12 protein-coding genes are annotated in these 14711 nt (G+C 63.6%); 6 read left to right on the top strand and 6 right to left on the bottom strand.

Annotated features, from left to right (window positions below; translation table 11 throughout):
- Positions 1–84: 84 nt before the first annotated feature.
- Complete coding sequence (locus RTP54_RS15770; RefSeq protein ID WP_112809603.1) at positions 85–999, bottom strand: LysR family transcriptional regulator; 915 nt, start codon at positions 997–999, stop codon at positions 85–87.
- Positions 1000–1146: 147 nt separating this feature from the next.
- Between RTP54_RS15770 and RTP54_RS15765 the strand changes: the two genes are divergently transcribed.
- Positions 1147–2385 (top strand): urate hydroxylase PuuD, encoded by a 1239-nt coding sequence (locus RTP54_RS15765; protein WP_112809602.1) that lies wholly within the window; start codon positions 1147–1149, stop codon positions 2383–2385.
- Positions 2382–3737 (top strand): guanine deaminase, encoded by a 1356-nt coding sequence (gene guaD / locus RTP54_RS15760; RefSeq protein ID WP_312364006.1) that lies wholly within the window; start codon positions 2382–2384, stop codon positions 3735–3737. The genes RTP54_RS15765 and guaD overlap by 4 nt, the downstream gene beginning before the upstream one ends.
- A gap of 289 nt (positions 3738–4026) precedes the next feature.
- Here guaD and RTP54_RS15755 read toward each other — a convergent pair whose 3' ends face one another.
- Complete coding sequence (locus tag RTP54_RS15755; protein ID WP_312364004.1) at positions 4027–4848, bottom strand: IclR family transcriptional regulator; 822 nt, start codon at positions 4846–4848, stop codon at positions 4027–4029.
- 172 nt (positions 4849–5020) lie between these two features.
- Between RTP54_RS15755 and gcl the strand changes: the two genes are divergently transcribed.
- The 4 genes from gcl (at position 5021) to RTP54_RS15735 (ending at position 9942) form a co-directional block, all read left to right on the top strand.
- Positions 5021–6805: a glyoxylate carboligase gene (gene gcl / locus RTP54_RS15750; RefSeq protein ID WP_312364002.1), complete on the top strand. Its 1785-nt coding sequence runs from the start codon at positions 5021–5023 to the stop codon at positions 6803–6805.
- 26 nt (positions 6806–6831) lie between these two features.
- Positions 6832–7647: a hydroxypyruvate isomerase gene (gene hyi / locus RTP54_RS15745; protein WP_112809598.1), complete on the top strand. Its 816-nt coding sequence runs from the start codon at positions 6832–6834 to the stop codon at positions 7645–7647.
- Positions 7648–7652: 5 nt separating this feature from the next.
- Positions 7653–8537 carry a 2-hydroxy-3-oxopropionate reductase gene (glxR, locus tag RTP54_RS15740; RefSeq protein WP_312363998.1) on the top strand — a complete coding sequence of 295 codons (885 nt, stop codon included), beginning with the start codon at positions 7653–7655 and terminating at the stop codon, positions 8535–8537.
- Between the two features lie 136 nt (positions 8538–8673).
- Positions 8674–9942: a glycerate kinase gene (locus RTP54_RS15735; RefSeq protein WP_312363996.1), complete on the top strand. Its 1269-nt coding sequence runs from the start codon at positions 8674–8676 to the stop codon at positions 9940–9942.
- A gap of 16 nt (positions 9943–9958) precedes the next feature.
- On the opposite strand, the gene hpaH is transcribed toward RTP54_RS15735, so the two are convergent.
- The 4 genes from hpaH to pbpC form a co-directional block, all read right to left on the bottom strand.
- Positions 9959–10795: a 2-oxo-hept-4-ene-1,7-dioate hydratase gene (hpaH, locus tag RTP54_RS15730; protein WP_312363994.1), complete on the bottom strand. Its 837-nt coding sequence runs from the start codon at positions 10793–10795 to the stop codon at positions 9959–9961.
- A 148-nt stretch (positions 10796–10943) separates the two neighbouring features.
- Positions 10944–11558, bottom strand: a complete 615-nt coding sequence (locus tag RTP54_RS15725; RefSeq protein ID WP_112809594.1) for a LysE family translocator — start codon at positions 11556–11558, stop codon at positions 10944–10946.
- Between the two features lie 212 nt (positions 11559–11770).
- On the bottom strand, positions 11771–12430 hold the full coding sequence (locus RTP54_RS15720; RefSeq protein WP_112809593.1) for a response regulator: 660 nt from the start codon (positions 12428–12430) through the stop codon (positions 11771–11773).
- Positions 12431–12621: 191 nt separating this feature from the next.
- Positions 12622–14703 carry a penicillin-binding protein 1C gene (gene pbpC / locus RTP54_RS15715; RefSeq protein WP_312363991.1) on the bottom strand — a complete coding sequence of 694 codons (2082 nt, stop codon included), beginning with the start codon at positions 14701–14703 and terminating at the stop codon, positions 12622–12624.
- Positions 14704–14711: the final 8 nt, after the last annotated feature.

Below are 14711 nucleotides of genomic sequence, written 5' to 3'. Positions count from 1 at the left end.
TCGCCCATTCACAGTGTGAGCACCCACGGTCGGGCCTGGAGGCCTCTTCTGGCACGACGCAGAATTCGGCCGATCTGCCGGCCCTCAGGCCAGCATCTTGCCGATCAGCCGCTGACAGCGCTCGGCCATGTAGTCGATCATCAGCCGCACCTTCGGGTCCTGAAAGCGCTTGTGCGGATAGATCGCCGCCAGTTGCACGCCGAGCGGCGGCGTCGCCGTCAGGATCGGCACCAGCTCGCCGGCATTGATATGGCTCTTCACTTCGAAGAGCGGCTTGTTGATGATGCCGCGCCCGTCGAGCGCCCATTGGGTCAGCACGTCGCCGTCGTCTGAATCATAGGGGCCGGTGACTTCGAGCTTCTTGACGCCTTCCGGTGTCTGCAGCGTCCAGAAATATTCCTTCGAGCCGGGATAGCGCAGCAGCAGACAGTCGTGCTTGTCGGCGATGAGCTCGTCCGGGGTTTGCGGCGTGCCGCGCTTCTCGAGATAGGCGGGTGCTGCGCAGACGACCCGCTCGCAGTTCATGATGCCGCGCATGCGCAGGTTCGAATCTTCGAGAATACCCAGCTTGAAGGCGACGTCGACACCTTCCGACAGGATGTCGACATTGTGGTCGGAGAGCCTGAGCCGCACCTCGATATCGGGATACTTGTCGTGAAACTCGGGAATGCCCGAGGCAATCAGCCTGCGACCTATCCCCAAAGGAGCGGTAATCTTCAGCGCACCCTTCGGATTGTGCGAGAGGTCGGCGATGGCGTTCTCCGCCTCGTTGACCGCTTCCAGGATCTTGACGGCACCGTCGTAGAACACGCGGCCGTGCTCCGTGGGCGTCAGCTTGCGCGTCGTCCGATTGAACAGCCGAACGCCCATATGGCGTTCCAACTCCTTGATTCTATTGCTGGCGACCGCCGGCGTTACGCGCTGGTCGCGACCAGCCGCCGATAGGGTTCCAAGTTCTACGACGCGCACGAAGACGCGTACATTGTCCAGATATGACATGCCTCCCGATCTCTCCTCCGGGCGTTATGTAACGCATCCATTCCGTCGCGATTATATAGATTTTTTTGAAAGTGTTGGTGAAGCAGCGACGTTCCCGCGACCTCCAGCAATGACACATAATGCGGCCCGGAGAAATGGGAGAATTGCATGTACGAGTATGCCATAGCCTGGGATTGGCTGACCTTTGCCATGAGATGGCTGCACGTCATCACCGGTATCGCATGGATCGGTTCGTCGTTTTATTTCGTCGCGCTCGACCTTGGCCTGAAGAAGAGACCCGACCTGCCGGTTGGCGCCTATGGCGAGGAATGGCAGGTTCACGGCGGTGGCTTCTACCACATCCAGAAGTATCTGGTGGCGCCGGCCAACATGCCCGAGCACCTGATCTGGTTCAAATGGGAATCCTACGTCACCTGGCTTTCCGGCTTCGGCATGCTGTGCATGGTCTATTATGCCGGTGCCGACCTCTATCTGATCGACCCGAATGTGCTCGATGTCTCGAAGACGACGGCGATCGCCATTTCGCTGGCATCGATCGGTTTCGGCTGGCTCGCCTATGACACCATCTGCAAGTCGCCGGCAGGCCGCGACAACACCAAGCTGATGGTGCTTCTGTACTTCATCCTGGTCGGCATGGCCTGGGGCTATACACAGCTCTTCACCGGCCGCGCCGCCTTCCTGCATCTCGGCGCCTTCACCGCGACGATCATGTCGGCCAACGTGTTCTTCATCATCATTCCGAACCAGAAGATCGTCGTCGCCGACCTCATCGCCGGTCGCACACCGGACGCGAAATACGGCGTCATCGCCAAGCAGCGCTCGACCCACAACAACTACCTGACGCTGCCGGTCCTTTTCCTGATGCTGTCGAACCACTATCCGCTGGCGTTCGGCACCCAGTACAACTGGATCATCGCCTCGCTGGTGTTCCTGATGGGCGTCACCATCCGCCACTATTTCAACACCCGCCATGCGGACAAGGGCAACCCGACCTGGACGTGGCTTGCGACCGCGCTGCTCTTCATCGTCATCATGTGGCTGTCGACCGTGCCGAAGATCCTGAGCGGCGAGGAAGAGGCGAAGGTTTCGGCCGCACAGCAGCCGTTCGTCACCGCCGAGGCCTTTCCGAAGGTGCGCGACACCGTGCTCGGCCGCTGTTCCATGTGCCATGCGAAGGAGCCCGGCTGGGAGGGACTGGTCGTGCCGCCGAAGGGGGTGACGCTCGAGACCGATACCGAGATCGCCAACCACGCCCGCGAAATCTATCTGCAGGCCGGTCGCTCGCACGCGATGCCGCCCGCCAATGTCACCGGCATATCGGACGAGGAGCGCAAGCTCCTCGTCGCCTGGTATGAGACCGTCGTAAAGGGAGAGAAGGTTCAATGACCGATTTGCTGATCCGCGGCCGCGTGCTGACCTTCGTCGAAAAGCCCGAGGGCATCGACGATGCCGCCTCCTATCGCTACTTCGAAGACGGTGCCGTTCTGGTGCGGAGCGGCAAGGTTGCCGATATCGGCGAGCATTCGGACGTCGCGCGGCGTGCCGGTCCTTCAGTCAAGGTTGCCGATCACCGGCCGAACCTGGTGCTGCCGGGGCTGATCGACACGCATCTGCATTTTCCGCAGACTCAGGCGATCGCCTCCTATGGCGCGCAGCTGCTCGAATGGCTGAACACCTACATCTTCGTCGAGGAACAGAAGTTCCGCGAGCCCAAGCATGCGCAGTTCATCGCCGGCCGGTTCATGGACGAATTGCTTTCCAATGGCACGACGACGGCGGTTGCCTATTGCTCGGTGCATCCGGAAAGCGTCGACGCCTACTTCGGTGCCGCCGAAGACCGCGGCATGCTGATGATCGGCGGCAAGGTGATGATGGATCGCAACGCGCCCGACGCGCTGCGCGACACGCCACAGCTTGGCTATGACGAGACGAAGCAACTGATCGGCAAGTGGCATGGACGCGGCCGCGGGCATTACGCTATCAGCCCGCGTTTCGCCATCACCTCGACGCCGGAACAGATGGAGATGAGCCGGGCGCTCGTTGCCGAACATCCCGAATGTTACGTGCAGACCCATCTGTCCGAGAACAAGGACGAGATCGCGTTTGCCACCTCGCTCTATCCGGACGCGAAGGATTACACCGACATCTATGCGCGCTACGACCTCCTGACGCGCAAGACGCTGCTCGGACACTGCATCTACCTGAGCGATCGCGAGATTTCGGTTCTGGCCGAGACAGGGGCCGTCGGCACGTTCTGCCCGACGTCTAACCTGTTCCTGGGCTCGGGCCTGTTCGATCGCGACCGGTTTGACAAGCTCGGCGCGCGCTGGTCGGTTGCAACCGATGTTGGCGCCGGCACCAGCTTCTCGATGCTCGAAACCATGGACGAGGCCTACAAGGTGCTTCACCTGCAGGGGCAGCGGCTCTCGCCGCTCAACTCCTTCTACATGATGACGCTCGGCAATGCCCGGGCGCTCGATCTCGATGACCGTATCGGTTCGCTGCATATCGGCGCAGACGCCGATATCGTCGTGCTCGACAGCCGCGCCAAACCGTCGATGGAACTGCGCATGCGCGTGGCCAAGACGCTGGCCGAAGAGCTGTTCATCCTGCAGACGATGGGGGACGACCGCTCGGTGGCCGAGACCTATGTCGCCGGCAAGCCCATGAAACATCGTGCGCGTGCCGATGCCGTTGCGGCGCAGATCGACGGTAGCCGGAAACTCGAAACGGTCTGAGCCGGTGTGGCGGCTGCATTCCAAAGCTGAAAGCTGGAAAGCCTTGGGAGCACGTTTTCGCGAGAGCTAAGGCGAGCTCCCGCATTCCGGCCTTGTACCGGTATCCAGCGCCCTGACGTCCGTCACGTCTAAGACATTCCAGCCCAAGGACTTGGGCTGGTCCCGCAGTTCTAAGGAACTACGAGAGATTCTTGTGACGAGCCAGGAATGATGGCGGATGTGGCTAGCGCCGTGTCACCCAACGCTGCTCGTCAGCGCTACGGCCTGCCACCATGGGCGACTTTCCTCGTCAGAGCTCTTCCGGCCGCTTGCCGCCCATGGCCCGGGTCAGTGCATCGGCGCGCTCGCGCACGACCGGACCGAGCAGCGCCAGCCTGTCGTCGTTGACGCGCACCGACGGCCCCGAGATCGAGATCCCGGCGATGGTCTCGCCATATTCGTTGAAGATTGGTGCCGCCACGCAGCGCATGCCGAGCGTATGTTCTTCGTCGTCGACCGACCAGCCGCGCTGGCGGATGGTCTGGATGTCCTGCAGCAGCGCCGGCAGACTGTCGCGCGTCTTGTCGGTGAAGTGCGCGAGATCGCGCCCGGCGAGGAGATGCGCCACATCCTTGTCGGCCCAGGTCGACAGGATCGCCTTGCCGATACCTGAGGCATGGATCGGGCCGCGGCGGCCCGGGCGGAAGAACGCGCGCATCGGCGCATGGCTCTCGACCTGCGAGATGAAAACGACGTCGCCGCCCTCCTCGATGCCGATATTGGCGGTTTCTCCACTTTCTTCCATCAACTGCTTCAGGAATGGACGGCTGATGGTGCCGAGCTTGCGGAAGCGCAAATAGGCGTTGCCGATCTCGAAGGCCTTGAGGCCAATGGTCCAGGCGCCGGTGTCCGGATCGTTCATCACCATGCCGTGGTTGGCGAGCGACGTCAGCAGCCGGTGCACGGTCGATGGTGCCATGCCGGTCACGTCTGACAGATGCGTCAGGGTTGAGCCGTCGTTTTCAGCAACGATCGCCAGCAGCGTCAGGCTGCGGTCGAGCACCTGTACTGAGCCGGGTGCTGCATTCTCGCCGGCCTTCCGGCCACGTTTACCCTTGCCTGCCGCATCCATCTTCCGTCCTCCAGCCCGTCCCGAGTCGCGTCCATCATCCTCTAGCAGGACCGGGATCGATTGTTTCGAAATTCTTGAAGATGTTTATTTCCGTATGATGGAAATGCATTCCATTTAGTGATTGAGTATCGTCCATTATGGGTTATCGTCTCATCAAACAGGAGGAGTTACCATGGCTAAGATGCGTGCCGTCGACGCGGCTGTTTACGTTCTCGAAAAAGAGGGCATCGATTGTGCCTTCGGCGTGCCGGGTGCGGCGATCAATCCGTTGTATTCGGCCCTCAAGGCGCGCGGCTCGGTTCGTCACATCCTCGCCCGCCATGTCGAGGGTGCCTCGCACATGGCAGAAGGCTACACCCGGGCCAAACATGGCAATATCGGCATCTGTATCGGTACCTCGGGGCCGGCCGGCACCGACATGATCACCGGTCTCTATTCTGCGTCGGCCGATTCGATCCCGATCCTCTGCATCACCGGTCAGGCACCGCGTGCCCGACTGGACAAGGAGGATTTCCAGGCGGTCGATATCGCCAAGATCGCAGCACCCGTCACCAAATGGGCCGTCACCGTCATGGAGCCGGCACTGGTACCCTTCGTCTTCCAGAAGGCCTTCCACCTGATGCGTTCCGGCCGTCCGGGTCCGGTGCTGATCGACCTGCCGGTCGACGTCCAGCTCGCCGAGATCGAGTTCGATCCCGAAACGTATGAACCGCTGGAACCCTATAAGCCCAAGGCCACGCGCGCCCAGGCCGAGAAGGTCATCGCGATGCTGAACGAGGCCGAGCGGCCGTTGATCGTCGCCGGTGGCGGCATCATCAACGCCGACGCCTCGGACCTGCTCACCGAATTTGCCGAGATCACCGGCATTCCCGTTATCCCGACACTGATGGGCTGGGGCACGATCCCCGACGACCATCCGCTGATGGCGGGCATGTGCGGCCTGCAGACGTCGCATCGCTACGGCAATGCCAGCATGCTTGCCTCGGATTTCGTGCTCGGCGTCGGCAATCGTTGGGCCAATCGCCACACCGGTAACGTCCCGACCTATACCGAGGGTCGCAAGTTCGTCCATGTCGACATCGAACCGACGCAGATCGGGCGCGTCTTTGCTCCGGATTTCGGCGTTGTCTCGGATGCGGGTGCTGCGCTGAAGCTTTTCCTCGACGTCGCAACCGAGTGGAAGACTGCCGGCAAGCTTCGCGACTGGACCGGCTGGGCGGAAGAATGCCGCGAACGCAAGCGGACCATGCTGCGCAAGACCCATTTCGACCAGACGCCGCTCAAGCCCCAGCGCGTCTATGAAGAGATGAACAAGGCCTTCGGCCGCGACACCTGCTATGTCTCGACCATCGGTCTCAGCCAGATCGCCGGTGCCCAGTTCCTGCACGTCTACAAGCCGCGCAACTGGATCAATTGCGGCCAGGCCGGTCCGCTCGGCTGGACACTTCCCGCCGCTCTCGGTGTTCGGGCCGCCGATCCCGAACGGACGATCGTCGCACTGTCAGGCGACTACGATTTCCAGTTCATGATCGAGGAACTGGCGGTCGGCGCCCAGCATAAGCTGCCCTACCTGCATGTGGTCGTGAACAATTCCTATCTCGGCCTCATCCGCCAGGCCCAGCGCGGCTTCAGCATGGACTTCGAGGTCAGCCTCGCCTTCGACAACATCAATGCGTCAGGCGATGCGGAGAAGGGCTATGGCGTCGACCATGTCGCCGTCGCCGAAGGGCTCGGCTGCAAGGCCATCCGGGTGCGCAGCCCCAACGAGTTCCAGGACGCGTTCGACCGGGCACGGGCTCTCATGGACGAACATCAGGTTCCCGTCGTCATCGAATTCATCCTCGAGCGCGTCACCAACATCGCCATGGGCGTCGACATCAACGCCGTCGTCGAGTTCGAGGAACTGGCGGCGCGCGGCGAAGACGCGCCGACCGCGATCGAAGCGCTGCTCGACTAAGAACAATCTCAAGGAGGAAATACCGCATGGCGAAGTTCGCTGCGAACCTGACAATGCTGTTTACCGAGGCGCCGTTCCTCGATCGATTTGCCCTTGCTGCCAAGGCGGGTTTCGAGGGTGTCGAGTATCTCTTTCCCTATGAATTCGAGAAGGTGAGCCTGCGTGGTGCGCTCCAGCGCTACGGCCTGACGCAGGTGCTGCACAACCTGCCCGCCGGCAACTGGGCCGGCGGCGAGCGCGGCATCGCCATCCTGCCCGACCGGATCGACGAGTTCCGCAAGGGCGTGGCGAGTGCCATCGACTACGCGACCGCGCTCGACTGCAAGCAGGTCAATTGCCTGGTCGGCATCGCGCCGGCCGGGATCTCGGAAGAGGTGCTGCGCGGCACCCTGGTCGCCAACCTCAGGCTTGCGGCCAGCGAACTCGGCAAGCAGGGCATTCGCCTGCTGATCGAGCCGATCAACGACTTCGATATCCCCGGCTTCTATCTCAACACGGTCGAGCAGGCCGCTTCGATCATCGACGAGGTCGGCAGCGACAACCTCTTCATCCAGTACGATCTCTACCATCAGCAGCGCACGCAGGGCGAACTGATCGGCACCTACAAGCGCTTCGCCGACCGCATCGTCCACGTTCAGCTCGCCGACAACCCGGGCCGCAACGAGCCGGGGACCGGGGAGATCAACTATCCCTACGTTTTCGATGCGCTCGAGGCGGCAGGCTACGACGGCTGGATCGGCTGCGAATACAAGCCGCGCACGACGACGGCCGACGGCCTCGGCTGGCTTGGCACCGAGCGCCAGCGCACGCAATCCGCAGACATCATCAAGATCAGGAGTTAAGCACAATGGCAACGATCGGCTTTATTGGACTGGGCATCATGGGCACGCCGATGGCACGCCATCTGCAGGATGCCGGACACACGGTCATCACCTCGAAATTCGCCATCCCGCCGCGACAGGAATTGCTCGACAACGGGCTGAAGTTCGTCGAGACGCCGAAGGCGCTGGCCGAAGCTGTCGACACCATCATCCTGATGCTGCCGGATACGCCCGAAGTGAAGGATGTTCTCTTCGGCGAGAACGGCGTCGCCTACGGTCTTTCGAAGGGCAAGCTGGTCATCGACATGAGCTCGATCTCGCCGATCGAGACCAAGGAGTTCGCCAGGAAAGTGCGCGAAACCGGGGCGGAATACGTCGATGCGCCGGTCTCGGGCGGTGAAGTCGGCGCCAAGAACGCCTCGCTGTCGATCATGACCGGCGGCTTGCAGGAAAGCTTCGACCGCGCTCTGCCGCTGTTCAAGCTGATGGGCAAGAACATCACGCTCGTCGGCGACTGCGGCGACGGCCAGGTAACCAAGGTGGCCAACCAGATCATTGTCGCGTTGACGATCGAGGCGGTTTCCGAAGCGCTCGTCTTCGCCTCAAAGGCTGGGGCTGACCCGGCGCGGGTGCGCGAAGCACTGATGGGCGGTTTTGCCTCCTCGCGCATCCTTGAAGTGCATGGCGATCGCATGATCAAGCGCACCTTCGATCCGGGCTTCCGCATCTCGCTGCACCAGAAGGACCTGAATCTCGCGCTGCAGGGCGCAAAGTCGCTCGGGATTTCCTTGCCGAACACGGCCGCGACCCAGGAATTGTTCAACAACTGCGCCGCCAACGGCGACAGTGGACTGGATCATTCCGGCCTTGTGCGCGCGCTCGAGCGCATGGCCAACCACCAGGTCGCCTGAAGCGTTGCCCGCAACCGTGGCAATGACGGCTTGAAATGCGCATGACCGGCCGGTGGAGCCTTCCGCCGTGCCGATCGTGCCTCCGGGCGGCGGAAGGAGGAGCCGCCGCCCGAGATATCATATGAAAGGGAGAGACATGGCTGCCATTGCCGATCCGCGCAGGTTTCTGGAAACGTTGTTTACATCCGCGGTCGCCGCCGCCGATCCGGCGTTGGTGATTGCCGCCAACCTGCCGGCGCGGCCGATAGGCCGCACCGTTGTCGTCGGCGCCGGCAAGGGTGCGGCCCAGATGGCACAGGCTTTCGAGCGCCACTGGGATGGTCCGCTGTCCGGCGTCGTCGTGACCCGCTACGGCTATGCAGCCCCTTGCGAACGCATCGAGGTGCTCGAGGCGTCGCATCCGCTTCCCGATGACAATGGCCTGAACGCGTCGCGGCGCCTGCTTGCCGAGGTCTCCGATCTGACGAAGGACGATCTGGTTGTTGCCCTTGTCTGCGGAGGCGGTTCCGCATTGCTGCCGGCGCCGCCTCCCGGCCTTTCGCTGGAAGACGAAGTCGCCGTCAACCGGGCGCTGCTTGCGTCGGGCGCGCCGATCAGCGCCATGAATGCGGTGCGCAAGCACGTCTCGTTGATCAAGGGGGGGCGGCTTGCGGCTGCGGCCTATCCGGCCAAGGTCGTCTCGCTCATTGTCTCCGATATTCCCGGCGACGACCCTGCGCTGGTGGCATCGGGCCCGACATTGCCCGACGCAAGCACCCGTGCCGACGCGCTCAAGATCGTCGAACGCTACGGCTTGAGGTTGCCTGAAAACGTTTTGGCATGGCTCGCCAGCCCAGCGGCCGACGCGCCGTCGCCGTCCGACCCGCGTTTCGCCGCCAATGAAGTCCGGTTGATCGCATCCGCCTCGGTCTCGCTTGAAGCGGCCGCAGCAAAGGCGCGCGAAGCCGGCATAGAAGCGATCATTCTATCCGACGCCATAGAAGGCGAGGCGCGCGATGTCGGCAGCGTGCACGCGGCGATCGCCCGCGAGGTCGCTGGGCGCGGCCGGCCCTTCGCCAAGCCGGTCGTGGTTCTCTCCGGCGGCGAAACGACCGTGACCATGAAGGGCGCCGGCAAGGGCGGACGCAACAGCGAGTTCCTGCTGTCGCTGGCGCTCGGCATCGATGGCGCCAGCGGCGTTTCGGCGCTCGCGGCCGATACTGACGGCATCGATGGCTCCGAGGACAATGCCGGTGCCTTTGCCGATGGTACGACCATCGCGCGGCTTGCCGCGCAACGGCTCGATGCCGCCGCGTTCCTGCAGAGAAACGACAGCTGGAGCGCCTTCGACGCGCTTGGCGATATCTTCAAACCGGGCCCGACCGGTACCAACGTCAACGATTTCCGCGCGATCCTGGTGCAGTAGCGCGCCAGGCAGGCGGTCAGGGATTGCCGGCATCTGGGCTGGCGGTGCCTTGGCCGAAGTGGCAACTGACGGTGCCATGGATGCCGAAATCAGCGACGAATGTATCGCCGCAGCGCGCCTCCACCGCCCGCACGAACGAACCGGAGAGCACGATCTGCCCCGGCTCGATCGCATCGCCATACTGGGCCAGGCGGTTCGCTAGCCAGGCGATGCCGCGGGCCGGGTGATTGAGGACGCCTGCGCCCAATCCGGTTTCCTCCACTTCGGCATTGCGCGAGAGGATCGCGCCCATCCAGCGCATGTCGACCGCGTCGGCGCGCATCGGCCGCCCGCCAAGGATGAGCCCTGCATTGGCTGCGTTATCGGCAATCGTATCGGCGATGCGCCGCGTCTCATGGGTTTCGGGATCTCGCCGGACGATGCGCGTATCGAGGATCTCGATTGCTGGGATGACGAAATCAGTGGCGTTGAGCACGTTCAGCACGGTCACGCGCGGCCCTTTGAGTGGCGCCTTCATCACGAAGGCGATCTCCGCTTCGACCCGGGGCTGGATGAACTGGCCGGCGGGGATGGTCGCGCCGTCCTCGAACAGCATGTCGTCGAACAGCACGCCGGAATCCGGTGTATCGATATCGAGCGCCTGCTGCATCGCCTTTGACGTCAGGCCGATCTTGAAGCCGATGATGCGTCGGCCGAGGTCGCGCTTGCGCCGGACCCAGGCGGATTGAACCGCATAGGCGTCATCGACAGTCATGCCGGGGTGCTTGAGAGACAAAAGGCCGATCTGGCAGCGCTCGCTTTCCGCCCGGTGAAGGCTCTCTGCCGCTTGCGATATCTCTGCAGGACTGAGCATGCGACCGTCCTCTTCTCGAACCGGCGCCTGCCATCCCTAGATGATGGACGTGCAAGGGATCAAGTGTTCCGCTGACGTTTCAGGCGCCGCCATCATCGCCGAAACAGGCGCAATAGAAAAGGGCGCGCTCGATCGTCAGGCCCCTGTCTCAGATCGGTTGTGTCGCCAGTATCATGCCGAGGCCGATGAGAATGGAGCCGCAGGCGCGCGGGACGATACGGCTCTCGCCGCCGGTGAAACGGCCGAGCGTGAGTGACGCGAGCAGGACTGCGGCCACATCCGCCATCGACAACGCAAGGTTGACGAGGAGGCCGAAGATTAGGAACTGGAGCGTGACCGGCATCGCTGCATCAGGGTCGACGAACTGCGGCAGGAACGTCACGAAAAACAACGCCGTCTTCGGATTGAGAATTTCGACCACGATGCTGTCGCGCAAGACGCCCGGCTTGGCGTTGGACTTCTGCTCGCCACGCTTGCCGATTTCGAACAGCATCGTGCCGCCGAGCCAGACGAGATAGACCGCGCCGGCAAGCTTGATCGCCGCATAGAGAAGTGGGGCGTGCGTGAGGAGCGCAGCAAGGCCGAGCGTTGCCGCGGCGATATGCACGTAGCAGCCGATATGAATACCGAATGCCGCGAGGAAGCCGGCCCTGCGGCCGTGCGCAAGGGTCTGCGCTGTCATGTAGAGAATGGCGGGCCCCGGCATGCAGGCAAAGATCGCGGTCGCGACCGCAAACGAAATCCAGTGATCGATCGATGGCATCCGCCGTTCCTCCGCTTTGCCCGCCGCCGCAGCAGGACAGCGGGGCATTCGGCCCGGTCCAGCAAGTGTGCGAAGCGGGCAGGTGGAGAACTACGCTTGGTTGTGCTCGGGCGACATACGGCAGGTGTCGTATTTCGCACCGCCGAAGTCGCGGGGGATGTCGCGGTGGTTAAAGGAACGTCACCCCTGGGGGCGGATGGTGCTTTCGAAGCTCATCCGACAGGCAGGCCAATGCGCACCGCATAGGCGGCGATCTCGGCGGCGCTGTGGAGGCTCAGCTTGCGCATCAGGTTTTCGCGGTGCTTGCGGGCGGTGAGGGGGCTGATGCCCAGCCGCTCGGCGATCTCCCGCGCGGTCAGCCCCTGGGCGGAGAGCGAGAGGATCTGCATCTCCCGCCGGGTCAGCGGAATCGGCGAAAGTGCCTCTTCGGTCGCCGAATGCAGCGTCTGTCGCGCCGGGTCGCTGACGGCGAAGCGGATCGATTGCGCGAGATAGCTCTCGTTGGTGCGCAGTGCTTCAACGGCGTCCGCGAGTTCGGCAGGGTCGCCGTTCTTGGTGAGATAGCCGCTGGCACCAGCCTCGATGGCGGCACGAACGGTGCGTGGTTCGATATTGGCGGTCAGCACCAGGACCTTCATCCTCGGCGCAAGTTCCCGGATATCCGCAATGAACTGGATGCCCGTGACGCCGGGCATGCCAAGGTCGAGGACCAGAAGATCTGCCGGTGTGCTGCGGGCGAGTGCCAGCACGGCCTCGCCGTCGGCAGCCTCGGCAACGACGGATACGTCCGCGAGCGTCGAAAGCAGCATCTTCAAGCCTTCGCGCACGATGGCATGGTCGTCGGCAACGATGATGGTCATGGCCTTCGACATGGATGCGATCCTTCATGCAGGTGGGCAGGTTGGGCGAGCGGGGGGCCGCCACGCAACGCTTATACGCCGGCGGGATTCGGGTGGCTGCACCCTCCATCGACAAGGCTTACTAATTCGTCAACCTTACGTGGTGCTGTCGGCCAGTTTGCCGATCCGTTCTGGCACAGTGCGTTTAAAAAGACCGCTTGGCCCTATTCGATGAAGACACGAACGCTCGCGGCCCGGCCGACAGCGTCGATCACCGTAAGGGTGGAATAGCCGGCGCCATCGGGCTGCCATTGTGTCGTCCGCCTGCGGGTCGGGTCAGGCAAGGGCTTGCCGTTGGCAAGCCAGCGGAAGGGCGCGCGGCCGCCCTGCAGCTTCAGGGTCAGGGGCGACATGGTCGAAAGGCCGGTGCCCAGTTCGACGCGGGCGCCCTCGGGTGGGAAAACGATCTGTGGCGCCGGCTCGCGCGCCGAAGCGTTGACCAGGCCGCTGGCGGTCATCGAGAAACGGCGCTGGCTGATCGGCAGCTCCGTCTGCGAGATGCGTACGGCGCCGGATGGCGCATCCGGCAGTGGCGTGATCGGCAGTCCCGATTTGGCAAAGCCTTCGAACAGAATGGGTGCCGCGGCACCATAGCCCGTCAGGCCGGGAACGGCGCCGTTGTCAGGCCGCCCGACCCAGACGCCGAGAACATATCGTCCGTCGTAACCCACCGACCAGGCGTCGCGGTAGCCGTAGCTGGTGCCGGTCTTGTAGGCGATGCCGCGCTGGCGGCTTCCGGCCGGCGGCAGCACGGCCGACAGCACATCCGAAACATGCCAGGCAGAAACCGGAGACAGCAGCGGCTCGCCGTCGATCGGGCCTGCCGTACCGGTGATGCCGTCGCCGAGGCGCACCGGGAAGCCACGATTGGCGAGGCCGGCATAGAGCTGCACCAGATCGCGCAGCGTCAGCCCTACGCCGCCGAGGCCGATCGCCAGCCCCGGTGCTTCGCCGGCTGGCAGCACCGGCTTCACTTCGGCGCGGCGGAACCGGACCATCAGGCGCGCAGGCCCGACGACATCGAGCAGGCGGATCGCGGGCACATTGAGCGACAGCTGCAGCGCCTGGCGCACGCTGACGTCGCCCTGATAACTCATGTCGAAATTGCGCGGACGATAGCCGAAGAAATCGGCCGGCCGATCCTCGATGATGGTTTCCTGGCTGACCAGACCCTCCTCGAAGGCGAGGCCGTAGATGAAGGGCTTGAGCGTCGAGCCGGGGGAGCGGGTGACCCGTGTCATGTCGATCCAGCCCGAGCGGCTGGCATCGAAATAGTCGGCCGAGCCGACTTCGCCGATGATTTCGCCGGTGCGCGCGTCGGCCATGATCATGGCAACGGAGACCCGCGGACCCAACTTGGCGGCGCCGTCGCGTGCGACCGCTTCGAGCCCGCGCTGGACGGTGCGGCGCAACGTCGTTTGGTGTTTCTCGGCCGTCGGCTGCCTGCGCAGCGCCAGCCCGGCAAGGTGCGCTGCATGCGCCGGGAGTTGCAGGCGCCGCGTAGGAACGGCGGTGATCGCCGCGCGCTCTGCCTCCCCTTCACCGATCACGTCTGCAACGGCCATGCGGGTCAGGACGCGTTGGCGAGCCGTCTCGGCTGCTGCGTGATTTCTGTCGGGCCGGCGTTTCTCCGGCAATTGCGGCAGCGCCACGAGCAGGGCGGCTTCGCCGACCGAAAGGCGTTTCGGCTCCTTGCCGAACCAGGCGAGGCTGGCTGCGCGCACGCCCTCCAGATTGCCGCCATAGGGAGCGTGGCTGAGATAGAGGTCAAGGATCTGGTCCTTGCTCAGACGACGCTCGATCTGGACCGCGCGGGCGATCTGCAGCAGCTTGGCAGCGATGCTGCGCTGTTCGCGCGGCTCGATCAGCCGCGCCACCTGCATCGAAAGCGTGGACGCGCCGGAGACGATGCGGCCATTGGTGACGAACTGCATCGCGGCGCGCCCGAGCGCGAGGACGTCGATGCCGCCGTGCTCATAAAACCGCTGATCCTCATAGGCGACCAGCATGCGCAGGAACTGCGGATCGACGTCGTCCACCGACGTTTTCAACCGCCACAGACCGTCTGATGTGGCAAAGGCCCGCAGCAACTGTCCGTCAGCATCGAGCACTTCGCGCGACACCACGCCCGCCGCCTCCAGCGGCGGCGGAAAGGCCCTGTCGGCTTTCTCGAGCCCAAAAATCGATAGCCCCGTCAGCAACAGGCCGACGGGGATCGCGATCAGCAGTTTGGGTCCAATCGACATCGCCTGAC

The sequence above is a fragment of the Ensifer sp. genome (assembly GCF_031989085.1).
Classification (GTDB): domain Bacteria; phylum Pseudomonadota; class Alphaproteobacteria; order Rhizobiales; family Rhizobiaceae; genus Ensifer.
The sequence above is the reverse complement of the archived record's forward strand: the minus strand, read 5'-3'. Positions and strand labels throughout refer to the sequence as shown.